Consider the following 23,816-nt stretch of genomic DNA (forward strand, 5'->3'; position numbering starts at 1 on the left):
GCAGGGCGGCCGGTGCAGCTCTCGGTCTTCCGCGGAGAGCCGCACCGCGCGGCCGCGGGTCAACCGACCCGTGTGCGCGGTCAGTCGCCGCCGGTGGTGGTCTGCGCGGTCTCGCCCGCGGCGTCCGTCTCCCCGTCGTCGCGACCGGTCACGTTGCCGTTCCCGTTCCCGCGGCCGCCGCCCTGCCCCTGGCCCTGCGTGTCCGTGCCCTCGGTGGGCTGGGTCTCGCCGGGTTCGGTGGTCTGCTCGATCGGCTCCTCGGTCGTGGGCTCCTCGGTGGTGGGCTCCTCCGAGGGCTCCTCGGTCGTGGGCTCCTCCGTGGTGGGCTCCTCGGTCGTCGGCTCCTCGGTGGTGGGCTCCTCCGAGGGCTCCTCGGTCGGCTGCTGCGTGGCGGGCTCGCGCGGCGCTTGGGTGCTGCGGGAGCGCTTCTCGTTGTCGAGCGTGACCTCGTCGGGGAAGTCCAGCTCCTCCTGGCCCTCCAGGGAGGTCGACATGATGTCGCCCCAGACCTGGGTGGGGAAGGTGCCGCCGGTGATGGAGTCCTCGCCGCCGAAGGCGGTCAGCGCCTCCTCGGAGGTGCCGTCGGCCGAGGGCTGGAACATGCCCACCGCCGTGACCAGCTGCGGGGTGAAGCCCACGAACCACGCCGAGCGGAAGCTCTCCGAAGTACCGGTCTTGCCGGCCACGGGGCGGCCGTCCATGACGTCCTGGAGGGAACGGGCCGAGCCCGAGGTGGGCGGGCCCTGCAGGGCCACGGTCGCGTTGATCGCGACCTCCTCGTCGAGCGCCTGGGTCTCCGAGACCTCGTGCTCGTAGGCGGAGGACCCGTCGGGACGGGTGACCGACTGGACGATGTACGAGCTGCGGTGGACGCCGCCCGAGGCGATGGTCGCGTAGACCTCGCCCATCTCGAGCACCGTCGGGGAGGCGGAGCCGAGCACGTTCGAGGGCACCGGATCCAGGCCCGGGGTGTCCTCCGGCAAGCCCAGCGTGATCGCGGTCTCCTGCGTGCGCTCGGGGCCGATCTCCAAGTTGATCTCCGCGTAGGCGGTGTTGATCGAGCTGGTGGTCGCCTTCTCGAGGGTGACTCGGCCGTAGTCGACGTCGTTGAAGTTCTTCACCGTCCAGCCGCCGGGGACGTCGAAGGACTTCGGCGAGTTCCCGTCCCAGCGCGAGTCCAGCGGGTAGCCGTCCTCGAGGGCGGCGATGAGGGTGAAGGTCTTGAAGATCGAGCCGGCCTGCATCCGCGACTGGGTCGCGTCGTTGCGGGACTGGGTGACGTAGTCCGCGCCGCCGTACATGCCGCGGATCGCCCCGGTGGAGGGGTCGATGGTCACGGTGCCGACGTGGTTGTTCTCGGGCCGGTCGTCCGGGAGGTTCTCGATCGCCTGGACGGTGTTCTGCTGGATCATCGGGTCGATCGTGGAGACGATCGTGAACCCGCCCGTGTTGATCTCGTCCTCGGTGAAGCCCTGCGCCACGAGCTCCTTGCGGACCTGGGCCAGCAGGTAGCCGTTGGTGCCGCCGAGCGAGTTCTCGTTCGCGGGGTCGATGGTCTCGGGGAACTGGAGGGCGTCACCCTCGGCCGGGGTCATCTGCCCGAGGTTCACCTGGCGGGTGATCACGCGGTCCCACAGCTCGGTCGCCTTCTCCGGGTTCTCCGCCGGGTCGTAGGCCGACGGGGCGGGGATCACGGCGACCAGCAGCGCGGCCTCCGCGTCGGTCATCTCCGCGGCGGGCTTGCCGAAGTACGCCTGGGAGGCCTCCTCGACGCCGTAGGCACCGCGGCCGAAGTAGATGGTGTTGAGGTAGCGGGAGAGGATCTCGTCCTTGGACAGCTCCTCGTCGATCTTCAGCGCCATCACCATCTCGCGGACCTTGCCGACGTAACTGGTGGTGGTGCCGGTGTAGTACCGCTCCACGTACTGCTGGGTGATGGTGGACCCGCCCTGGCGGGCTCCGCCGGAGAGGTTGTTGATCAGGGCGCGGGCGATGCCGCGCGGGGAGATGCCGCGGTTGTCGTAGAAGCTCGAGTCCTCGCTCGCGACGACCGCGTCCTTGACGTTCTGCGGGATCTCGTCGGAGGAGAGCTCGGTGCGGTTGATCTCGCTGAACTGGCCCATCTCGGTCTCGCCGTCGGCGAAGTACACCCGGGTGGTCTGCGCGAGGGCGAAGTCCGAGGGCTCGGGCACCTCGGTGTCGTTGTACAGCCACACGGAGAAGCCGACGCCGGCGATGACCAGCAGCGCGGCGAAGCCCGCGATCATGCGGAACGACGGGATCCAGCGCCAGGGGTTCTTCGCCCCGGCGCGCGGGTAGTTCAGGAAGTTGGTGGCACGGGCCTTGCGGGGCTTCCCGCCGGAGCGCTTCGCGGCGGTCCCCGCGGCGGCCGAGCTCGCGGCTCCAGCCTTCGCGGCGCCGGCCTTCGCGCCCCCGTCGGCGGAGCGGGCGTGGCGCCGGGAGACCGAGGGGCCGCCGGCGGGTCCACCGGACGAGCTCTTCGCGGCGCCGCTCTTCGCGGTCGCGGGCTTCGCTCCGGAGCCCTTTGCGGCGGAGCGCTTCGCGGTCGCGCCCGCGCCGGCCGCGGCACCTGCCGCAGCGGCGCCGTCGGCGCGTCGGCCCGTGCGGCTGGTGCCGCGGGGCTCCTCGCTCGGCGAGCTGCCGGACGGCTTCGAGGACGACGAGGAACGCCGCACTCCGGCTGCGCGACGTGCGCCGCCGGTCTGCTTCCTGGCTCGATCCGACGAGCCGCGGGACGAGCGTCGAGAGTCGCTCACGGGCTGCTCCTAGTCCTTCGGGGGCACGGACGGGTGGCACCCCGCGAGGGGGCGCAGTCCCTCAGTATGGGCACGCCCCCCTCACGACGGAACGACCTGGCGTCGAAGCACACAGGGTGTGCACGTTCCATGCGGCGCCGCTCACAGCGCGGCGGCGAGCCTCCACAGGACCCTCACGAGCCGGAGCGCGACTCCCACCAGGTACGCAGCTCGGCCTCCGCCCGCTCGGCGCCCAGCGGCCCATGTTCCATGCGCAGCTCGAGCAGGTGCTTGTACGCCTCACCCACCTCGCGGCCCGGCGGCAGGTCCAGCAGGCGCATGATCTCGTTGCCGTCGAGATCGGGGCGGATCCGGTCGATCTCCTCCTGGGCGGCGAGCTCGTCGATGCGGGCCTCGAGCTCGTCGTAGGCCCGCGAGAGCGCCCGGGCCTTGCGCCGGTTGCGGGTGGTGACGTCGGCGCGGGTGAGCCGGTGGAGGTGCTGGAGCAGGTCCCCGGCGTCGGTCACGTACCGGCGCACCGCCGAGTCGGTCCACGGCGCGTCGGCGTACCCGTGGAAGCGCAGGTGCAGCTCGACCAACCGGGCGACCCGCTTGGTGGTGTCCTTGTCGAAGGTGAGAGCCTTCATCCGCTGCACCGTCATCTTCGCGCCGACGGTCTCGTGGAAGCGGAAGCTCACCGCCCCGCCCGGCTCGAAGCGGCGCGTGGCGGGCTTGCCGATGTCGTGGAACAGTGCGGACAGCCGCAGCACCAGGTCGGGACCCTCGCAGGGGCCGCCCGAGCCGGCGGGGCTCTCGAGGTCGATCGCCTGGTCCAGGACCGTCAGCGTGTGCTCGTAGACGTCCTTGTGGTGGTGGTGCTCGTCGATCTCGAGCTGCAGCGCAGGGAGCTCGGGCAGCACGTGGGCGGCCAGGCCCAGCTCGGTGAGCAGCTCGAGGCCGCCGCGGGGGTGGGCGCCGAGCATCAGCTTGACCAGCTCCTCGCGCACCCGCTCGGCGGAGACGATGGTGATCCGCTCGGCGAGCTCCTCGATCGCGTCGGCCGTGGAGTCCTCGATGCGGAAGCCGAGCTGCGCCACGAAACGGACCGCGCGCATCATCCGCAGCGGATCGTCGGTGAAGGACTGCTGGGGGCCGACGGGGGTGCGCAGCAGGGTGCGGGAGAGATCGGTGAGCCCGTCGAAGGGGTCGACGAGCTCGAGGGAGGGCAGGCGCACGGCCATCGCGTTGACCGTGAAGTCCCGCCGGGAGAGGTCGCCCTCGAGGGTGTCGCCGTACTCGACCTGCGGCTTGCGGGAGGTCGGGTCGTACGACTCGGTGCGGTAGGTGGTGATCTCGACGCGCACGCCGTGGCGGACGCCGCCGAGGGTGCCGAAGTCACGCCCCATGTCCCAGATCGCGCCGTCGTGGGTCCACTCGCGCAGGATCGCCTCGGTCTGCTCGGGACGGGCGGAAGTCGTGAAATCGAGGTCCGCGCTCGAGCGGCCCAGGACCGCATCGCGCACCGGCCCGCCCACGAGGGCGAGCTCGTGCCCGGCCGCCTCGAAGCGGCGCCCGAGCTCGTGGACCTCCTCGGGGAGGGCGGCGAACATGGACGCGGCGCGGGTGCGGGCGGTGGCGAGGCGCTGGGCGGACTCGTCGACGGGATCGGTCACGGGCGGTTCCTGTTCCGGGCCGGGGGCGGACGACACGGGGCGGCACGGTCCGTGGAGGTCTCGTGGCGCCCGGGGTTCCTACGGTAGCGGCCGCATACAGTGTCACCATGCCGTCGTCCCCGCCGTCCGTGCGCCCGGTGCTCGCGGCGCTGCTGACGGCACTCCTGCTTGCCTCATCGGTGCTGGCGGGCGCCGTCGCGACCCCTGCCGCGGCCCGCACGGCCGGGTCCACGGCCGCCGCGACCCCCGTCGGGGCCGCCACCACCGGCACCGGGGCCTCCACGAGCGGCGCGAGCCCGGCCCCGGCCGTCCCGCCCACGCCCGGCGCGGACGACCCCGTCGCGCTCGACCTGGTCGAGCTCTCGCCCACCTCCCTGGCCCCCGGCGGCACCGTGCAGGCGCAGGTCGAGGTGACCAACACCTCCTCTGAGCCGCTCAGCGCGGTGGAGCTCGAGCTGCGCACCCGCTCGGCGCGGGTCACCGACCGGGACCTGCTCGCGGAATGGCAGGCCGACACCTCACCGGACACCGTCGGCACCCCCCTCGCGACCTCCGCCGCGGTGCCGAGCCTCGCCCCCGGGGAGTCCGCGACCCTCTCGGTGACCCTCTCCGCGGACGAGCTGGGCTTCTCCGCCGAGCCGTACTACTGGGGCACGCGCCGGGTCTCGCTGACCGTGGCCGCCGACGGGGAGGACCTCGCGGCCCTCCGCTCCTTCCTCGTGTGGCGACCGGACGGCGCCGAGGACTCCATCACCCAGTCGGTGCTGCTGCCCGTCTCCGCGGCCGACGCCTCCGCCGCGGTCACCGCCCCGGAGTCCTTCGCGACCTCCGTCGAGTCCGGGGAGCTCGCCGCGCTGCGGGAGCTGGCGGTCCGGCCCGACGTCGACTGGTGGCTGGATCCCGCCCTGCTGGATCCGCCGCAGGTCGCGCAGGGAGACGCCACCGCCGTGGGCACCGACGGCCAGCCGACGGAGGAGGCCCCGCCCTCGGCGCCCCGCACCTTCGCCCCCGACGCCCCCAGCGCCTCCCTCGCGGAGAGCCTCACGGGCGGCGTCGGCGAACGCACCGTGCTCGGCATGCCCTATGCGCGCGCCGACCTGGTGAGCCTGCAGGCCGCCAGCGACGAGTCCCTCACCGCCGCGGCGACCTCGGCCGCGGAACGGGTATGGGCGGAGCAGGGCCTCGAGGAGCACGGCACCGTGCTCTCCCTCGCCGCGGAGTCCGCGACCGGTCAGTCGCTCCTCGCGCTGCAGCAGGCCGGCGCCTCCGCCGCGCTGGTCCCCGCGAGCTCGCTGCGCCCCGATCCGTCCTCCTCGCTGACCCCGAGCTCCGTCGCCGCGGTGGATCTCGGCGACGGCACCGGCTCGCCGCTGACAGTCCTCGCCCCGGACTCCCGGCTCTCCGCGGAGCTCGAGACCCTCACCGCCGACGGCGATGCGGAGCAGACCCGCCAGCGGATGCTCGCCGAGACCGCCACCATCGCCTCGGAATTCACGGTGGCGCCGCGCCACCTGCTGATCTCCCCGGATCCCGAAGCCACCCTGGACCCGGCCGCGACCGCGACGGTGCTCGACGCCCTCGGCGAGGCGCCGTGGATCACCGTCGGCCGCACCGACGATCTGATCTCCGCCGCCGAGCAGGAGACCTGGACCCAGGACCCCCAGGACGAGTCGGGCGAGCTCTATGCGATCGGCGAGATCCCCGCGGAGTCGGTCGTGCCCTCCGCCCCCGACGCCGAGGGGCGCTGGCAGCACCAGCAGGAGGCGGTCGACGCGGAGCTGCTGACCACCGGGACGATCGACGAGCTCTCCGCCGCGTGGGAGGAACTCGACGTGCTCGCGGCCGTGATGGAGGACGACACCTCGCTCGAGGCGGCACGCCTCGAGGTCCTCGCCGCCACCTCGGAGCGCTGGCGCGGCCACCCGGAGGTCTCCGCCGAGCGCGCCGCCGGGGCGCGCACCGCCGCCGCGGACCTGCGCGCCGGGATCCACCTGGACCCCGCCTCGGGCTACAACCTGATCTCCGACTCGGCCGGCGTGCCCGTCACGATCGTCAACGAGCTCGACACCCCCATCACGGTCCGCGCCGAGGTCTCCTCCGACAAGCCGCTCGTGCGGGTGGAGGAGCACCCGACGGTGACCGTCCCCGCCCGCGGGCAGATCGACACGACGGTGCCCGTCGAGGCGATCGCCAACGGCACCGTCACCCTCACCACCCGGCTCACCACCGAGGACGGCCGGGCGCTGACCGACGCGACCGAGGTGCCGCTCACGGTCAACCCCGCGTGGGAGAACTGGACCACTCTGGTGCTGGTCATCGCGATGGGCGTGCTCGTGGTGGTGGGCATCGCCCGGGCCCGTCGCGTCGGCGCCTCGACCCGCGCCCCCGCGGTGCACGTGCCCGAGGATCCGGAGGAGCTCGCCCGCACGGGCCGCTCCACCCCCGCGGTGGATCCGGGATCACCGCCCGACCCCGGTCCCGCGCACGGTCCCGACCCCGATCCCGATCAGGACCCCGCCCCTGACGACCCGACCCCCCGTCCCGACGACCGCCCCGAGGAGACCCGATGAGCCGCGAGCTGCGCACCCGCCACATCCCGCGCCACCGCCGCCACGGCAGCGTCTCCAGCCGCTCCCGTCTGCTGCAGGCGAGCGTCCTCATGGCATCCGGCTCCGTGGTCTCCCGGCTGCTGGGCTTCGTCCGCAACTTCCTCTTCGGCATGGTGCTGGCCGGCTCCATGTCCGGCGCAGCGAACGCCTTCAGCGCCGCGAACACCCTGCCCAACACGGTGTGGCTGCTCGTCGGCGGCGGCACCCTGAACGCGATTCTGGTGCCCGCGATCGTGCGGGCGATCAAGCGCCCGGACCGCGGCAGCGACTACATCTCCCGCCTGATGACCCTCGTGGTCACGGTCGTCGCCGCGATCACCGTGGTGTGCATCGTCGCGGTGCCGCTGCTGATCACCCTGACCAGCGGCGTGCTGCCCCCCGAGACCTATGCGCTCGCGGTGCAGCTGGGCTACTGGATGATGCCGCAGATCCTCTTCTCGGCCCTCTACGTCATGTGCGGTCAGCTGCTGAACGCACACGACAACTTCGGGCCGTACCAGTGGGCGCCGGTGCTCAACAACGTGGTGGGGATCATCGGCGCCGCGATCTTCTTCGGCATCTGGGGCACCGTCGGCTCCCCGGACCAGTGGACGCTGCAGATGATCGTGGCGATGGCGGCGATCAACGTCGGCGGCTCCGCAGCGCAGGTGCTCTTCCTCTTCTGGCACATCCGCACCCTGGACCTGCACCTGCGGCCCCGCTGGGGCTTCCGCGGCCTGGGCCTCGGCAAGCTCAGCCGGATCGGCCTCTGGTCCCTCGCCATGCTGTGCCTGGGCCAGCTGGGCATCTGGGCGACCCGCTGGTCCACGGGCGGTGCCGTCGAGATGACGGAGAGGTTCCAGGACCAGCCGGACCTCGCCGCCCAGTACCCGGCGCTGCTCACCATCGAGTGGGCCTATCTCGCGTTCATGCTCCCGCAGGGGATCATCGGCGTCACCCTGGTCACCGCCGCCTTCCCGGCGATCTCCCGGCATGCGGCCGACGGGGAGCACACCCAGGCGCTGACCCAGTACGGGGAGACCTCCCGCCTGCTCGCGGTGCCGATGATGCTGTGCACCGCGGTGTTCCTGGCGCTCTCGGGACCGATCATGTGGGTGATCGGCGGCGGCACCGGGGAGATCGGCGCCCGCGCGAACGGCGCCGTGCTGGTCGCCTACATCCTGGGCCTCATGCCCTTCGCGGCGCAGTACCTCGTCAAGCGGTACTTCTTCGCCTACGAGGACGCCCGCACCCCCTTCCTCACCCAGATCCCGATCGCCGTGATCTCGCTGGTCACGATGCCGCTGATCCTGTGGTTCGTGGATCCGAAGTGGGCGGCGGCGGCCGCGGCGTCGACCTCGAGCCTCGGCAACCTCGTCGCCTGGGGGATGGGGTCGTGGATGCTCCGCCGACGGGCGACGGCCCTCGGGGCGACGGCGCCGAGCTGGCGCGCCGGCGCGGTGGGGCTCGCGAAGCTCGCCGCCGCCGCGGCGGTCGCGTGGGCGGTCGGCAGCGGCCTGGTGCTCCTGCTCGGGGACCTGCTGTGGGTCCACCGCCTGCTCGCGGTGCTGCTCGGCGCCGTGATCGGCGTGGTGATGACCGCGGTGTTCGCCGCGCTCGCGTGGCTGCTGGGCGTGCACGAGGTGCGGGCGCTGGTCCGCCACGGTCAGCGGCTGCTGGGGAGGATCCTGCGACGGGGCCGCACGACGACCTCGTAGCATGGGATCCGCTCGTGACGGGCAGGAGCCCGCAGGACGAGGAGAAGGACGGTCCGTGAACTCGAACTCGAACCAGGACGCGCTCGCGGCGCGCTGGACGCTGGAGGGGATGATCCCTCTGCGCGGCGTCGCCGACGGGGCGTCATGGCATCGCGCCCGCACGGTCGCCACCGGCGAGGGCGTGACGCTCTTCGTCGTGCGCGGAGCCGCAGCCCTCGAAGCGGCCGACGCGGTCCGCCGCGCCTATCTCGTCGAGGACCCGCACCTGATGCCGGTTCGCGAGATCGTGGTGCTGGACGACCCGCGCGAGGCGGGGACCGCGACCGGGGCGGACGAGCCGATCACGGTCGTCGAGTACCCGCTGCCGTCCGCACCGCCGCTCGCCGCTCTGCTGAGCGGCGGACCGCTGCATCCGGAGACCGCCCGCTCGATCATCGGCGAGGCGGCGACGGGGCTCGAGGTCGCGCGGCGTCGGGGTGTCCGCCACCAGTTCCTGGATTCCAACCGCCTGTTCGTGGACACCGCCGCGGGGACCGTGACGGTGCTCGGCATCGGGGTGGAGGCCGCCGCCCACGAGGGGCTGGACCGCTCGCGCGAGATCGCCTCCTTCCAGGACACGGCCGCGCTGGTGGCTCTGCTGTACCGGGCGCTGACCGGGAAGGCGCCGCAGCACGGGGCCGACGGGGACGTCCCCCGGCCGTCGACCCTCGTGGACACCGAGATCCCGCAGGACCTCGACCTGCTGTGCGATCTGGTGCTGAACGAGTCCGGGGACGAGATCCCCGAGACCACCCGCTCGCTAATCGCGGCCCTCGAGCCGTGGCAGTCGATCCCGGTGACGCTCGAGGCCTACCCGAGCGCCGCCGCGCCGGCCCCGAGGCCGGAGCCCGCGACCGCCCCGGTGCCCGTCGCGGCGGAGCCGGAGGCGGTTCCCGACGACGCGGCGACCGTCGTACGCCCCGCCCCGTCCGCCGAGGCCACTGAGGCCACCCCGCCCGCCCGAGCCGCGGAGCCGGCGCCCACGTCGCCGAGCCCCGAGGCCGACGGGCCGGATCCCGCCGCCGGAGCCATCGCGGTCGGTGCCGCGGGCGCCGTGGCCGGGGGCGCCGCCCTCGCCGCGAGCTCGATCGACGACGACGTGGACGAGGACACCGTGGTGCGCCCTGCCGCCGCACCGTCCGAGGCGCCGCACGACGCCGTCGACGAAGACACCATCGCGCGACCGGCCTCCCCCCACGCGAACGCGCCCGTCGACGGCAGCCTCGACGAGGACACCATCGTGCGTCCCACCGTCGGCGCGGCCGTGCCCTTCGGCGCCGCGGGTGCCGTCGCCCCGCCGCCCGCCGCGCCCGCCCCACCCGTCGCCCCCGCGCCGTCGGCCGACTCGTCGGCGGCCGCACCCGGAGCCGGCGCCGCCGAGGGTCCCGCGGCCGACGCCCCCCGCAGCGCCCCCTCGCCGTCCGCAGAAACCGCCTCCCGAGCCCGCGGGCTGGTGCAGGACCTGCACCTCGACCGCAAGCGGGACGGTAGCGCCTTCCCCGGTCATCTCGAGATCACCCGCCCCCAGCCGGTGGTCCCCGCCGACGACACCGCGGATCCCGCGCAGGCGACGGATGCCGCGCAGGCGATCCCGACCGGTGCCGCCGGCGCCGCGGGGATCGCCGCCGCGGGAGCCGCGGGGATGGCTGCCGCCGGTGCGGCCGTCGGCCCCGATGCGGTGCCCGGACGGAGCTCGGATCTCCCCGCCCGCACCTCGGGCACGCACTGGCCCGGGGCCACCGGATCCCGAGATGCGGGATCCAGTTCCCCGACAGCCGCGGCGACCGCTTCACCCCTCGCGCCTCTCGCCCCGTCGGCCGCGGGAGCAGCACCCGTCGCGCCGGCCGCGGCCGATCAGGGCCTCGAGACCGCCGCGCTGCCGCCCACCGCGATGACCGCGGCCGATCCGCACGAGGCATCCGACGTCCCGCACGCGGCGCCCGCCGCGGACGCCACGGCGCCGCAGGCCGCCACGGAGGACTCCGGGCCCACCCCGCCCGAGGGGCCGATCGTGATCCGCGGCCGCGAGCGGTCGCCGCTCGACGAGCCGGTCGAGACGACCGTGCCGATGAGCCGCAGCTCGCTCCTGCGCGACGTCGTCGCCGTGGCCGTCGACCAGGACGGCGGGGACTCCTACGTCTACAGCGACTACCCGGCCGAGCAGCGCTCGCGGCAGGCGCAGTGGATCATCATCGGCGCGATCCTGCTGGTCATCGTCGCGATGGTGGTCGCGCTGACCTCGGTGACGGCGGGACTGCGCGACCGCATGGCGAACCCGCTGAACACCTCCCCGGTCGCCTCGGAGACCGCAGCGCCCGAGGAGACCGACGAGGCGCCCGTCGAACCGACGGCGGAGGACACGGCCGAGCCGACGCTCCCCGCACCCCAGCTCGCCGGGGTCGAGCTGTTCGAGGTCGGCCACGACGGCGATCCCGACAACGCCGATCAGCGAGACCGGATCACCGACGGGGACCCGGGCACGTACTGGTCCACCCAGCACTACGCGAGCCCCGACTACGGCGGGCTCAAGGAGGGCGTCGGCCTCTACGTCGACCTCGCCGAGCCGTCGCGTCTGACCGCCGTTACCGTCACCACCGCGCGGAACACCGGCGGCGTCATCGAACTGCGGGCCGTGAACGACGACGGCACCCTCGGCGACGTCCTCGCGACGGGGGCCCTCGCCGGCGACGGACAGGTACGCCTCCAGCCCGATGAGCCGATCGACGTGCAGCGCGTCGCGATCTGGCTGCCCGAGCTGCCGCCGGACAGCAACGAGTCCGGTCGCTTCCGCGCCCGCATCGCGGAGATCGCCGTCGAATGACCCCGCGCCCGACGCATCGCACGACCCGGCGCCGCAGCGGCGAGGGTCTGCAGCGCTCCATGGTGCTGGACATACCCCTGCCGATGGTGATCGTCGCGCTCGTCGCGACCGCCGCGCTCGGCCTGCAGCTCGCGGTCGCCCTCGAGCAGTCGACCTCCGGTGGTGGGCGCTCGGTCACATCCGTGGACGCCACGGGCGCGTCCGGGATGAACTCGGCGGGTCTTCCCGTTGTCACGGAGACGGGCATCGGCCCGGAGGTGCAGCGCCTGATCGACAGCGGCGTGATGCAGCCGTCCACGAGCTTCGACGCGGGGCTGTGCCTCACCGAGCAGGGGATCGGCGATTCGATCCTGATCATCGAGGAGGTGGCATGGAGCGCCGACGAGACCCGCGCCTGGCTCCTGGTCCACGGCCCCGTGGACCGCGAGACTCTACGCGCCAACGGGGGCACCGTCTCGGCGACCGTCGTCCTCCCCAGCTGTGGGACGCAGGACGGCGCCGACCCCTCGACCACCCGTCTGTGGACCGGGGATGTCATGATCGGCTCGCTCTGAGCTACCGCCCGCACCGCACCCCACCGTCCCCGCCCCGCCCTTCAGCCCGTCCCGCACCCCGTCCGGCCCCGTCCCGGACCGCACCGACCTCCACGGAAGGACTCCTCCCATGACCCAGCCGATCCAGGCCCTCAACATCCTCGGCACCTCCGCGACGCCCGCGCCGACCTCCGCCCCTGCCGCGGACCCGGCGGAGGGACCCGTGCACGAGGTCGTCATCGTCGGCTCGGGCCCCGCGGGCTACACCGCCGCGATCTACACCGCGCGCGCGGAGATGAAGCCGATCGTCATCGCCGGGGCGCTCGATGCCGGCGGGGCCCTGATGACTACCACCGACGTGGAGAACTTCCCCGGCTTCCCCGCCGGGATCCAGGGCCCCGAACTGATGGCCGCGATGCAGGAGCAGGCCGAGCGCTTCGGCGCCGAGATCGTGTACGACGACGCCGTCGATCTGCAGCTCGAGGGCGACGTGAAGACCATCACCCTCGACGACGGCACCGTGTACCGCGCCCGCACCGTCATCCTCTCGACCGGTTCCGCGTACAAGGAGCTGGGCGTGACCGGCGAGAAGGAGCTCTCCGGCAAGGGTGTCTCCTGGTGTGCGACCTGCGACGGGTTCTTCTTCAAGGACCAGGACATCGTCGTGGTCGGCGGCGGTGACTCCGCGGTCGAGGAAGCCACCTTCCTCACCCGCTTCGGCAAGACCGTCACCCTCGTGCATCGCCGCGGCGAGCTGCGCGCCTCCAAGATCATGGCCCGCCGCGCCGAGGCCGATCCGAAGCTGTCCTTCGCGTGGAACAGCGAGATCGTCTCGATCAACGGCACCGACAAGGTCGAGTCCGTCACCCTGCGCGACACCGAGACCGGGGTCGAGCGCGTGCTCGCCACCGGCGCCGTCTTCGAGGCGATCGGCCACCTGCCGCGCACGGACCTGCTGCGCGGCAAGCTCGAGCTCGACGACCAGGGCTACATCGTCTGCCAGGGGCGCTCCACCTACACCTCCGTGCCCGGAGTGTTCGCGGCGGGCGACGTCGTCGACCACACCTACCGTCAGGCGATCACCGCTGCCGGCAGCGGCTGCCAGGCGGCACTGGACGCCGAGCGCTGGCTCGCCGATCAGGACGCCGCCGCGAGCACGAGCAACGCTCCTGCCGCCGCCGAGAGCGTCGTCGGCTGACCTCCCTGGTCGTGTGCACAGCAGGCGTGAGCAGTGGCGGCGCGTGACGGCTCCCCGCCCACTGCAGTCCGAGGGTCCCGGCGACGAGATCGCGTCGTCGGGACCCTCCTCTGCCGAGCGTGCCGTGGTGCTCGTGTGGGCGCCGTGGGCGGGCCCGTCCCGTCCGGCTCCGACCGTCCTGCGGGAGCTCGCTCGCCGCTGGGGTCCGACGGTCACGACGCTGGTCCTCGAGGACCCCGCTCCAGAGGTGCTCGATCTCCTCGGGGTCGAGCTGATGCCGACCTGGCTCGCGCTGGTCCCAGCTGATGCCCCGGGGGAGGGCACCGGACGCAAGGCGGCCGACGAGATCGCGCCGGCCTCCGGAGACGAGGCTCCTGACGAAACCAGCAACGAGGTCGACGGTCATGCCGCGCCAGCCATGCCGGGATCCACGATCCGCGATCTGAGCGGAACAGGCGTCGACGGCGAAACGGCAGGCCTGCCCGGGATCTGGAGGATCGTTCGGCGCAGAGCCGGCGCTCTGCCGAAGCATCTCGTCGACGAAGAGTTCGGTCCGAGCGCGGTCCGCGGGCAACGCTCGGACTGAACGAGCATCGGCCGACGGGCTCGACCGTCCTCGAGAACGGTCGACGGCGCTCGGGGTACGAGTCGGTGCTCGACGGAACTCGAGGGCTCTCCGCGGCGGTCACTCGGAGTCCTGTCAAGCTGTCTGCAACCGCCCGGCGTGACGTGCAGAGATGAGTTGTCCCCAGCGTCCTCCACATCGTTATCCACACCCCTGAACAGCTCTCTCCACAGAGTTATCCACAGTCAGATGTGGACAACTGCCCTTGTCAGATCAGACGCCTCTGAGTGACACATATGGCCCTGACCTGCAGGGTCACTCTCATGACGGGCGCTCAGTGCCGAAACCCTTCCTGTCATGCCGGAATAATGTGGGGACGATCCCGCTCGGCACGCGTGCGATGTCCACAACGTTACGCACACTGTGCATAACGCGACGCGACCGCCTCCGCGGGCTGCGTCGCAACGCCCGGGTCGGGTCTTTCCGACCTCTTCGACGACGCCACGAGCAGCCTCGGGGACGTCCCTCCTGCTGCGTGTCGCTGGATCTCGTCTGGGCGGCGAACGGCGGCAGGCTCCACGTGACCGGCCGTGCCGATCAGCCGAGATGCCGCGTCGAGCAAGACGGGTTCCACGTGGACCAGAGACCTCGAGAGTCCGACTCGCGTGCAGGCCTACTCGGGCCGCCGGGGGCAACACGCCAGCAGCTGGACACCTACCGTTCACCGACGACGTGAGCGAGATCGGCGTTCCGCGTGAAACCGCATGGCAGAACAACATGGCCGGACGATCGTGAGGTGGGAGCGTGCTGTCTGGAGGGAGCTCGCCACGGTGAGGTGATTGAGTTCTCACGCTGACCTGGCCTATTGTCCCCTCCGTCCGGTAGTCCCGCAGCTGGTCATGTCGCCCGAACTAGAATCGGTGGGGGACGATGCAGCGTCAGTTGTGAACCTCGCTGCACCTCGCGCTGCGCCTCGGACATCTAGAGCCCAGTCCTCGTCCCTCTGAAGCGAGTTTCCCGTGAAACAACGCCCCCGCTCGCTACACGCGATGCCACCTCGGGTGGAGCTGACGGCCCCCACCGACTGCCTTCACGGCTGGACTAGAGACGCTCGGCCCTGGACCCATGATTCACGTGAAACACACTCCTCTACCGTCGCGATCGGTCGAACCCCAGACAGATTCACCCGACTCCGCTGCGGACAGCTGCCGAGACCACCGCGCCTCCGCGGATGCCACCTCCCCCGGGGACACCGGTGTCACAGGGAATGCCGATGAGGTACACGATGAGGAACTGCGCGAGGGCGGACGACTCACCTCGGCGTCAGTTCGTCGTGTTTCCCGTGAAACAGCCCTACTTCTTCTACTGGACTGCGGGAATGGCTCTCCCTTGGCTCCGTCGGCACCGCATCAAGATTTATAGAAGCCAGACGTCGAGTCCGCCGCAACTCTGCCTGAAGTATTGTCACGTTTCCCGTGAAACAGGACTGCCGAAGAGCGAATTCATCATGTGTCGCCGCATGCGTGCTGCCCCGTGGCGGCTACGCGTCCCCCTCCCGGGCGAGATCGACCATGCCCAACCACTTTGGCGGCTAGTTCATCACCGCTCATCCCTCCCACGATCGACGCAACCCTGCCGCAGATGGGGACGGGACTCCACCTCTGCATTCGAGGCGTAATCGAAGCTCCTTGGAGACTGCGGCAGTCCTCGCGACGACGGACGCCACACCGGCCCACCATTTGCATGCGTCGCGGTTTCACGGGAAACCTGGCACTCCCATGGGCGCGGTTAGATCGGAACTGAAGACGCTGACCTACGGCATCGGGGACCACTCATGACGTGCGGTGATGGCCGCGGGGCCCTCGCCGACACAGCCCAAAGGCGGCGAAGTCCCGGGTTCCACGTGAAACTCCGCTTCTCACGGAGCGGCCGGCCCGAGCGACACCAGGCTGCACCGGCGGACGGCCCAGCACACTCACTGAACATGTCCCTTCCACGACCCAGCATTGCAATCGACGGTTCTGCACGACGGCCGGGAGCCCCCCTGCGCCCCAGCCGCTCGACTCAGCGAGCGGCGTACACGTCCACGTGCGTTTCACGGGGAACCTCAGTCTCGTCCGCGCTGTCCCAACTTCGCTATCGCTCCATAAGGGCTTCTGTCACGTAATGGACGTTTCCCGTGAAACGGTGAGTTCGGTTCCCCCGGGGGACTCCCTGCTCCGTCCGCGCACCCATCCATGACACGAGGCGTCGTAGCACACGGCCCACGCGCACGGGCCCGTCTTTCATGCGTCCCGAGAGGAGGCACCGACCGGCCAGAGGCCGAGTGGCCGACAACAGTTTCACGGGAAACGGCCCGTGGAAGTGAGTGGATTCCTTCCCACGCATCCGCTGCGACGTACAGGCACCTCCTGCCACAGCACTGCCTCAGGAGGAGAAGGAGGAGGGCAAACAACGAAGCGGTCTCCGCGGACCGCTCAGAGTCGCTGACGATCCCCTGAAGCACCCCGGCAAAGGAGGAAACACGTCGAGGATTATCGCGATGACCTGCAGGTTCTTTGCACTATGCGCACCACACGACGCCCTAGTTGCTCCGACCCACGGGCCCCTCCGGCCTCCCTCGCCATAGGAAAGCGCCGGCACCACCAGGACTGGTTTCCCGTGGAACGCGCCATTCGGTGAACCGCCAACCCTCGCCGTTTGACACCGACACGGGGGAGGCGGCAGACATGGTGGTGCCGACGACAGAACGAGGGTGACCAGCTCCCTGCAGATTGGTGACCCCCGAGCCTTCGAGACCCAGCGTCGGTTTCGCGTGAAGCGGCCATCGAGAGCATCAGCCGATCTCTGTGTGCCTGCTCCAGGCGCGCATCGTGCCTGACGGCACGAACTCGCCACAACACCGAACGTGCTGACCAGTTTCACGGGGAACGGCGTCGAGCGCCGTGAATAGAGGACCAGGACGACATCTGGTCGATCGCTCACGACACCGTCCATGCACCGTCCGCTGCCCCGAGACCGCCGGTGGTCGCGAGCTCACCACATCGCGAACACCCACACGCGTCGTCTCAAGAAGATCCCAACACGGACCGTCCACAGTTGTGGATACGTCGGTGGAGAAGCTCTCGTGAAGCGCTTTGACCAGGGAAAAGACCGGGTGATCCACAGTGTGCACAAGTCTGTGCACCGCCTGCCCGCGGAGTGCCCGAGAAGCGGTAAGGAGACAGAGCAGTTGCATGAACTGACACCTGCCGCCTCCGTGTCATATCGTAATGATGAGGGTTCCCCCGCCCCCACCCCCGACGAGCTGCAGCGCGGAACCATCGTCCGGGCTAAGTGCTTGGCGATCCGACTGAGTCGATTCGAGAAGGGAGGACCGATCCACGACAGGACAAGTGAACGACAGCACGTCGAGGCCTCACATCCCGAGGACCATCGCACCCTTACGGGCATATCCGGCACCGACACTGGCTGCCGAACGTAGCGCTGCAGTACAGCAGGAGGCTCTGGCTGGCGCCGAGGGTCGCTCGGGAACCCACGGAGAGGGCGTCAGTCGCAGGCCGAGCCGCTCTCGTCGCGACCGTCAGCCGCGGGCTGAGCCCCTCATGGGGAAGGGGATCAGTCGCCCGCGGTGCCCGTCTCGGGGAGGGGCAGATCCAGTCCCATGGTTTCCACGAGGCGCTCGAGGTCCTCGAGGTTCGTGAACTCGAGGGTGATCTTGCCCTTGCGCTTGCCGACGTCGATGCGCACCTGGGTCTCGAGGCGGTTCGAGAGGCGGCTGGTGAGGTCCACGACGTGCGGGTCGTACGTGCTGCGCCGGATGGTGCGGGTCGCGGACTGCTCGCCGCCCCGCGCCACGAGGCGCTCCACGGCGCGTACCGAGAGACCCTCGGTGACGATGCGCTGGGCGAGCTCCTCCATCAGGGATGGATCGTCGAGCGAGAGGAGGGCGCGGGCGTGCCCGGCGCTCAGGGCGCCGCTCGCCAGCCGTCGCTGCACGAGGGCGGGCAGACGCAGCAGCCGCAGCGTGTTGGTGATCTGCGGGCGGGAGCGTCCGATGCGCTCGCCCAGCTCATCCTGGGTGCAGCCGAAGTCCTCGAGGAGCTGCTGATAGGCGTTGGCCTCTTCGAGGGGGTTCAGCTGCGAGCGGTGGAGGTTCTCCAGCAGGGCGTCCCGAAGCAGGTCGTCATCGCTGGTCTCCCGGATGATCGCGGGGATCGAGGTGAGGCCGGCCAGCCGGGCAGCGCGCCAGCGCCGCTCGCCCATGACCAGCTCGAACGACTCCCCGTCCTCCGTGACCGAGATCGGGCGGACGACGACGGGCTGGAGGACGCCGACCTCGCGCAGCGAGTAGGCCAGCTCGTCGAGCTCGTCGTCATCGAACATGGTGCGCGGGTTGCGCGGGTTCTCCCGGATCTCATGGATCGGGATCTCGGCGAACTCCGCACCGGGGACGCTCACGAGCTCCTGGCGCACGGGCTCTACATCCTGCGGTGCCTCGGACGGCTGCTCCGGCTCGGGTGTCGACCCCTCGGCGAGCGACTCCTCGACCGCCGGCGCCTCTGTCGCTGCGATGGTCTCCGTCTCGGAGTCCGTCGGCTCCTCGGAGGACTGCTCCGCCGACTGCGCGGCCTCGCGGGACGGCTCCTGGGAGTCGCGGGCCGGGGTATACACGACCTCCTCGACGTCGACCACGGGGCTCTCCTCGCCTGTCTCGGCCGGACGCGCCGAGGGCTTCTCCGCAGAAGCCTTCGTGGAGGCTGCGGACCGCGTGGAAGAGCGCTTGGTTCCCGATGCGGAGGGGGTGGACGCCGCCGAATCCTTCTCCGGCTTCGTCTCAGCCGGCTTCGTCGCGGCCGCCTTCTTCGTGCTCCCGCTGCGGGTCGTCGTCGATCCGGCCGTCGAGGAGCTCTTCGCGGTCGAGGTACGGCCGGCGGACGACTTCCGCGTGGATGCCTTCTTCGTGGGGGTCTTCGTCGTCGGCGCCTGGTCAGTGGTCGCCGGGGCCGCGGTCTCCGCGCGGCCCTCCCCGTCGGCCGCAGCCTTCGCAGAGGAACCGGACCGAGCACCGGCCCCGCGGGCCGTCGTGCCGCGACCGCGCCGGGCGGCCGCGGCCTTGGCCATCTCGCCCGCGAGGTCCTGGGACCGACCCCGTTCGCGCTGGGGGCGCTCCTCCTCGGAGGTGACCTTCTCACCGGAGAAGAACATGTCCACCGGGCGGGGGGAGCTGGACCGCTCGGGCTCCTCGGTGGCCGGTCGCACACGGGTGCGCAGCTCGCCCTCGGGCGCCGGAGCGGGCGTCGATCCCGCACCCGGGATCAGGGCGCCGAGCCCTCGTCCGAGTCCTCGCTTCTGCGTCATGGCCGTGTCCTTCCGGAGGTCGTGTGTTGTCGGGGATGAGCGTGAGGGGCGCGGCGACGGCGCCGGCCCGGTGATGCTCGAGGTCAGGGAACGGGGCGGGTGGTGAGCTCGTGGGCTGCGGCCCGATAGGCCAGGGCACCGCTCGAGCCCGGATCGTAGGTGAGCACCGTCTGTCCGTAGCTCGGAGCCTCGGAGATGCGGACCGAGCGCGGGATCGTCGTCTCGAGCGTCTGCTCGGGGAAGTGGTCGCGCACGTCCTGCGCCACCTGGGCGGCGAGCCGGGTACGGGCGTCGTACATCGTGAGCATGATCGAGGAGACCACGAGATCCGGGTTGAGGTGCTGGCGGATCAGCTCGATGTTGTTCAGGAGCAGGCTGAGCCCCTCGAGCGCGTAGTACTCGGCCTGGATCGGGATGAGCACCTCGCGCGCTGCGACCAGGGCGTTCACCGTCAGCAGGCCGAGCGAGGGCGGGCAGTCGATGAGCACGTAGTCCAGCCGCGGCAACCCCTCCTCCGCCCGGTGGGCGAGGTGGTCGCGGATCGCGTTGCGCAGTCGGTTCTCGCGGGCGACGAGGGAGACCAGCTCGATCTCGGCGCCGGAGAGGTTGATGGTCGCGGGGGCGCAGTGCAGCCGCTCCATGTCCGGCACCGGCTGGACGACGTCGCTGATCGGCGCGGACTCGACCAGTACCTCGTACATGCTGGGCACCTCCGCGTGGTGCTCGATGCCCAGCGCGGTGGAGGTGTTGCCCTGCGGATCGGCGTCGATGACCAGCACCTCGAGCCCGCCCATGGACAGGGCCGCGGCGAGGTTCACGGTGGTCGAGGTCTTGCCGACCCCGCCCTTCTGGTTCGCGATCGTGATGATGCGGGTCTCCGCGGGTGCGGTGAACTCGAGACCCTCGAGCTTCCGCCGACGGTCGTGGTCGCGCTTGAGCTCGCGCATCAGCGGGGTGTCGTCCATCGTCCCGCCTCCCGGGGAGGTCCCCTCGCGCTGCTCAGCCACGTACCTCTCCCTTCTTGGTCGCTTCCACCCGGCGACGCACTTGGACCACTGTAGTGGGAACCTCGACCTCGCCCACCCCGTAGCGGTCGATGCGCGGATCGACACCGCCGAGCTTCCGCAGCGTCTTCTGCGCCGCCTCGATCTCCTCGGCCGCCGAGCCGCCCTTCAGCGCGAGCAGGCTCCCCCCGTCGGCCACGAGGGGCAGCGACCAGCGGGCGAGCTTGTCCAGCGCCGCGACGGCACGGGCCGTGACGACCTCGAAGGTGCGCCGCCCGTGCAGCTCCTCGGCCCGGGAGCGCACCACCTCGAGGCCGAGGCCGAGCTCGGCGTCGACCTCCTCGAGCCAGGTGGTGCGCCGCTGCATGGTCTCGATCAGGGTGACCGACAGCTCGGGCCGCGCGATGGCGATGACCACCCCGGGGAGCCCGGCGCCGGAGCCGATGTCGGCGAGGGTGGAGGTCCCCTCCTCGACGGCGTCGGTCAGCAGGGCGCAATTGACCACGTGCCGCTCCCAGAGCCGCTCGACCTCGCGCGGTCCGATGAGACCGCGCTCGGGCCCCTGCTCGGCGAGCAGGTCGGTGTACCGCTCGGCGAGCTCGAGGCGGTCGCCGAACAGCCGCTCAGCCGTCGGGCGCAGCGTGTCGGGGAGGGGCAGCACCGGGGACCTCAGCTCGCCGGGTAGATCACGACGTGACGGTTCTTGCCGTCGCCGTCGGACTCGGAGCGGAGGCCCGCGCGCTTGGCGACGTCGTGGACGACCTTGCGCTCGAAGGGGTTCATGGCGCGCAGCGGGACCGGGGCACCCGTCTCCTTCGCCTCGGCGATCGCGGTCTCGGCGAGGCCCTCGAGGCCGTCCTTGTGCTCGGCGCGGAAGCCGCCGATGTCGAGCATGAGCCGCGAGCGGCTGCCGGTGCGGGTCTGGACCGCGAGCCGGGCCAGCTCCTGCAGGGCGTCGAGCAGCTCGCCCTTGGGCCGGTTCAGCTCCGCGAGACGGTCGGCGCCGCGGATCTCGACGGAGGCGCGGTCGCCGTCCACGTCGATGTCGATGTCCCCGTCGAGGTCGGCGATGTCCAGCAGCTCCTCGAGGTAGTCGGCGGCGATGTCGCCCTCCTCCTCGAGACGGCGCACGCGCTCCTCCGCGGTCTCGCCGGCGGTGCCGGAGTCGTCGTCGGCCTCCTCCTCGGGATCGGCGTCGGCCGACGGGGCGGAGTCCTCGGAAGTGGTCTCCTCGGGAGCGGACTCCACGGCGGCGGCCTGCTCCACGGTGGCCTGCTCCTCGGTGGCCTGTTCGGCGGCGGTCAGCTCGGTCTCCGCTCCCTCGGGGGCGGCGACGGTCTCGGGGGCGTTCTCGGTCATTCGGGGTCCTCCGGGCGGGTGGGGAGATCCGCGGATCTCCGATCGGGGAAAGGGTGCGGGCCCGGGAGCGTCGATGCTCCCGGGCCGGCGGGGGTCAGCGGTTGCGCTTCTTCTTCGAGCGCTTCTGCTCGGGCTTGGTGGTCACGCCCGGCACCTCGCCGGCGGCCTCCTGGGCCTTGCGGCGCTCCTCGGCGGCCTGAGCGCGGGCGGCGCGGGCCTGCTCGAGCTTCTCCTGGTCCGAGAGCTTCCTGCCACCCTTGTTCTTGGAGGGGGGCTGGACGCGGAGGTTGCGCTCGGGCTCGGGATCCGGCTCGACGACCTTCTTCGGCGGCGTGAAGTCCAGCGGCTCGAGGCCCTTCCTCGCACGCTTGGCGTTGATCCGCTCCTGGCGGGCCTTCTCGGCGTCGGACCCGGGGGTCGGGGTCGCGCGGATGACGATGTACTGCTGGACGAAGGTCCACACGTTGGTGGTGAGCCAGTAGATGAGCACACCGATCGGCATGCCCGGTCCCGTGATCACGTAGATGAACGGGAGCATGTACAGCATCATCTTCTGCGTGCTTGCCATGGGGCCCTCGAGGGCCGCCTTGGGCATGTTCTTCATGGTCAGCTCGCGCTGCGTGAAGAAGGTGACCGCACACATCGCGGCGATGATGACGCCCGAGACGATGCGGGTCGTGAGGTCACCGGCGCCGGGGCTGAGGAAGGAGTCGGCGATGGTGACATTGCCGATGATCGTCGAGCTGCTCGCGGACTGCGCGAGGGGGGTGGTCAGCGGGCCGAAGGGCTCACCGGCCGCCGCCTGCGGCAGCTTGTTGAAGAGCACGCGGAAGAGGCCGAAGAAGATCGGCATCTGCAGCAGGATCGGCAGGCAGGAGGAGAACGGGCTCGCGCCGGCCTCCCGGTAGATGGCCATGGTCTCCTCGGCCATCTTCTGCCGGGACTCCTGGTCCGTCTTGCCCTTGTACTTCTTTTGCACGGCCTGCAGCTCGGGCGAGACCATCTGCATCGCCCGGGAGGCGCGGATCTGGCGCACGAACAGCGGGATGATCAGTGTGCGGACCACCACCGTGAGGCCCACGATCGACAGCACCCACGTGATCCCGGAGTCCGCCTCCATGAAGAGGGACAGCAGTCGGTGGAACTGGACCATGAGCCATGCGACGGCCCATTCGATCGGATACAGGGGGTTCATCGGCCTGGTCTTCCTGCCGCACGGATGCGCATGTCGTTCATGCGAGGTGACGGCTCTGGTCGGGGGTCTCGGACAAGGGTAGGCCCTGCCCGGCTGGGTGCCGCAGTCGGCGTGGATTGGTCCACATGCCGGGGGCGGGCACGGGGTCGGGCCCTCCCCGGGTCAGGGGGTTGCAGCGCAGGATCCTCCAGGTGGTCAGGAGGGTCCCCTTGAGCGCACCGTGCACGCGCAGGGCATCCATGCCGTACTGCGAGCAGACGGGGTCGTACCGGCAGGCCGGCGGTGTGTACGGCGAGAGGCCGTGCTGGTAGGCGTGCACCAGCAAGCGCAGGGCCCGACGGGGCAGGCCCAGGATCGCGCCGACGGGTCCGCCGCTCATCGCCGATCCTCGCTCCGCTGCTCGGAGGAGCGGGGCTCCAGCGAGCGGGCGAGCTTGCGGGAGGCGGCGCCGAGCGCCCCGTCGACCTCGGCCTCGAGCTCGGCGAAGGGCAGCTCCGCGATGCCCGGGAGTGTGCGCACCACGATCGCCGCGTCGGCCGGCAGCTCGCCGAGCCGGGGCCGCACGATCTCGCGCAGCCGACGGGTGACGCGGTTGCGGATCACGGCATTGCCGACCTTCTTGGACACGACGAATCCCACGCGGGGTGCCCCCGTCCCCTGCGGCAGCAGGGAAAGGTGCACGACCACGTGGGATCGGGCGCTGCGCACGCCACCTCGGGTGACGGCGCGGAACTCGTCGCCGGTGCGGAGCCGGTGACGGGACCAGGTCACGGGGCGTCCGTGCCGGTCACGTCCCGCCGCGACCTCAGGCCGAGAGCTCGGAGCGGCCCTTGGCGCGACGGGCGTTCAGGATGGCGCGGCCGGCGCGAGTGCGCATGCGGGCGCGGAAGCCATGCTTCTTGGCGCGACGGCGGTTGTTCGGCTGGAAGGTGCGCTTGGTCATCGGTTCTCCTCGGTCGTGGGCGCGGGATGCAACCCTCGAAGTGGTCTGGTCGTCTGCTGCACG

16 protein-coding genes are annotated in these 23,816 nt (G+C 71.4%); 6 read left to right on the top strand and 10 right to left on the bottom strand.

Features of this window, described 5'->3' with window-relative positions; translation table 11 throughout:
• Positions 1–80 precede the first annotated feature (80 nt).
• Complete coding sequence (locus V1258_RS08900) at positions 81–2,777, bottom strand: transglycosylase domain-containing protein (RefSeq protein ID WP_329749309.1); 2,697 nt, start codon at positions 2,775–2,777, stop codon at positions 81–83.
• A 173-nt stretch (positions 2,778–2,950) separates the two neighbouring features.
• On the bottom strand, positions 2,951–4,429 hold the full coding sequence (locus V1258_RS08905; RefSeq protein WP_442878601.1) for a CCA tRNA nucleotidyltransferase: 1,479 nt from the start codon (positions 4,427–4,429) through the stop codon (positions 2,951–2,953).
• A gap of 107 nt (positions 4,430–4,536) precedes the next feature.
• Here V1258_RS08905 and V1258_RS08910 point away from each other — a divergent pair, with 107 nt between their 5' ends.
• From V1258_RS08910 to V1258_RS08935, 6 genes are all read left to right on the top strand, one after another.
• Positions 4,537–6,999: a DUF6049 family protein gene (locus V1258_RS08910; protein WP_329749310.1), complete on the top strand. Its 2,463-nt coding sequence runs from the start codon at positions 4,537–4,539 to the stop codon at positions 6,997–6,999.
• Entirely contained in the window at positions 6,996–8,735 is a 1,740-nt protein-coding gene (gene murJ / locus V1258_RS08915) for a murein biosynthesis integral membrane protein MurJ (RefSeq protein ID WP_329749311.1), read from the top strand. Before V1258_RS08910 ends, murJ begins: the two co-directional genes overlap by 4 nt.
• Positions 8,736–8,790: 55 nt before the next feature.
• On the top strand, positions 8,791–11,595 hold the full coding sequence (locus V1258_RS08920; RefSeq protein WP_329749312.1) for a hypothetical protein: 2,805 nt from the start codon (positions 8,791–8,793) through the stop codon (positions 11,593–11,595).
• The gene (locus tag V1258_RS08925; RefSeq protein WP_329749313.1) at positions 11,592–12,149 is read left to right on the top strand and encodes a hypothetical protein; all 558 of its coding nucleotides are present in this window, start codon (positions 11,592–11,594) and stop codon (positions 12,147–12,149) included. Before V1258_RS08920 ends, V1258_RS08925 begins: the two co-directional genes overlap by 4 nt.
• A gap of 109 nt (positions 12,150–12,258) precedes the next feature.
• Positions 12,259–13,326: a thioredoxin-disulfide reductase gene (gene trxB, locus V1258_RS08930; RefSeq protein ID WP_329749314.1), complete on the top strand. Its 1,068-nt coding sequence runs from the start codon at positions 12,259–12,261 to the stop codon at positions 13,324–13,326.
• A 247-nt stretch (positions 13,327–13,573) separates the two neighbouring features.
• Positions 13,574–13,912 (top strand): hypothetical protein, encoded by a 339-nt coding sequence (locus V1258_RS08935; protein WP_329749315.1) that lies wholly within the window; start codon positions 13,574–13,576, stop codon positions 13,910–13,912.
• 3,597 nt (positions 13,913–17,509) lie between these two features.
• On the opposite strand, the gene V1258_RS08940 is transcribed toward V1258_RS08935, so the two are convergent.
• From V1258_RS08940 to rpmH, 8 genes are all read right to left on the bottom strand, one after another.
• On the bottom strand, positions 17,510–19,252 hold the full coding sequence (locus V1258_RS08940; RefSeq protein ID WP_329749316.1) for a ParB/RepB/Spo0J family partition protein: 1,743 nt from the start codon (positions 19,250–19,252) through the stop codon (positions 17,510–17,512).
• Between the two features lie 83 nt (positions 19,253–19,335).
• Entirely contained in the window at positions 19,336–20,217 is an 882-nt protein-coding gene (locus V1258_RS08945; protein WP_329746048.1) for a ParA family protein, read from the bottom strand.
• A 34-nt stretch (positions 20,218–20,251) separates the two neighbouring features.
• Positions 20,252–20,917, bottom strand: a complete 666-nt coding sequence (rsmG, locus tag V1258_RS08950) for a 16S rRNA (guanine(527)-N(7))-methyltransferase RsmG (protein WP_329749317.1) — start codon at positions 20,915–20,917, stop codon at positions 20,252–20,254.
• Between the two features lie 8 nt (positions 20,918–20,925).
• A complete protein-coding gene (locus tag V1258_RS08955; protein WP_329749318.1) occupies positions 20,926–21,615 on the bottom strand; it encodes a Jag family protein in 690 nt (229 codons plus the stop codon).
• A 94-nt stretch (positions 21,616–21,709) separates the two neighbouring features.
• Positions 21,710–22,810 (bottom strand): membrane protein insertase YidC, encoded by a 1,101-nt coding sequence (gene yidC / locus V1258_RS08960; protein WP_329749319.1) that lies wholly within the window; start codon positions 22,808–22,810, stop codon positions 21,710–21,712.
• A gap of 37 nt (positions 22,811–22,847) precedes the next feature.
• Positions 22,848–23,189, bottom strand: coding sequence for a membrane protein insertion efficiency factor YidD (gene yidD, locus V1258_RS08965; RefSeq protein ID WP_442878602.1), 342 nt, complete (start codon positions 23,187–23,189; stop codon positions 22,848–22,850).
• Positions 23,186–23,581, bottom strand: a complete 396-nt coding sequence (gene rnpA, locus V1258_RS08970) for a ribonuclease P protein component (RefSeq protein WP_329745940.1) — start codon at positions 23,579–23,581, stop codon at positions 23,186–23,188. The genes yidD and rnpA overlap by 4 nt, the downstream gene beginning before the upstream one ends.
• A 34-nt stretch (positions 23,582–23,615) precedes the next feature.
• Entirely contained in the window at positions 23,616–23,753 is a 138-nt protein-coding gene (gene rpmH / locus V1258_RS08975; protein WP_329745939.1) for a 50S ribosomal protein L34, read from the bottom strand.
• Between the last annotated feature and the right edge of the window lie 63 nt (positions 23,754–23,816).

This window comes from Brachybacterium sp. J153, assembly GCF_036311905.1.
Taxonomy (GTDB): Bacteria; Actinomycetota; Actinomycetes; order Actinomycetales; family Dermabacteraceae; genus Brachybacterium.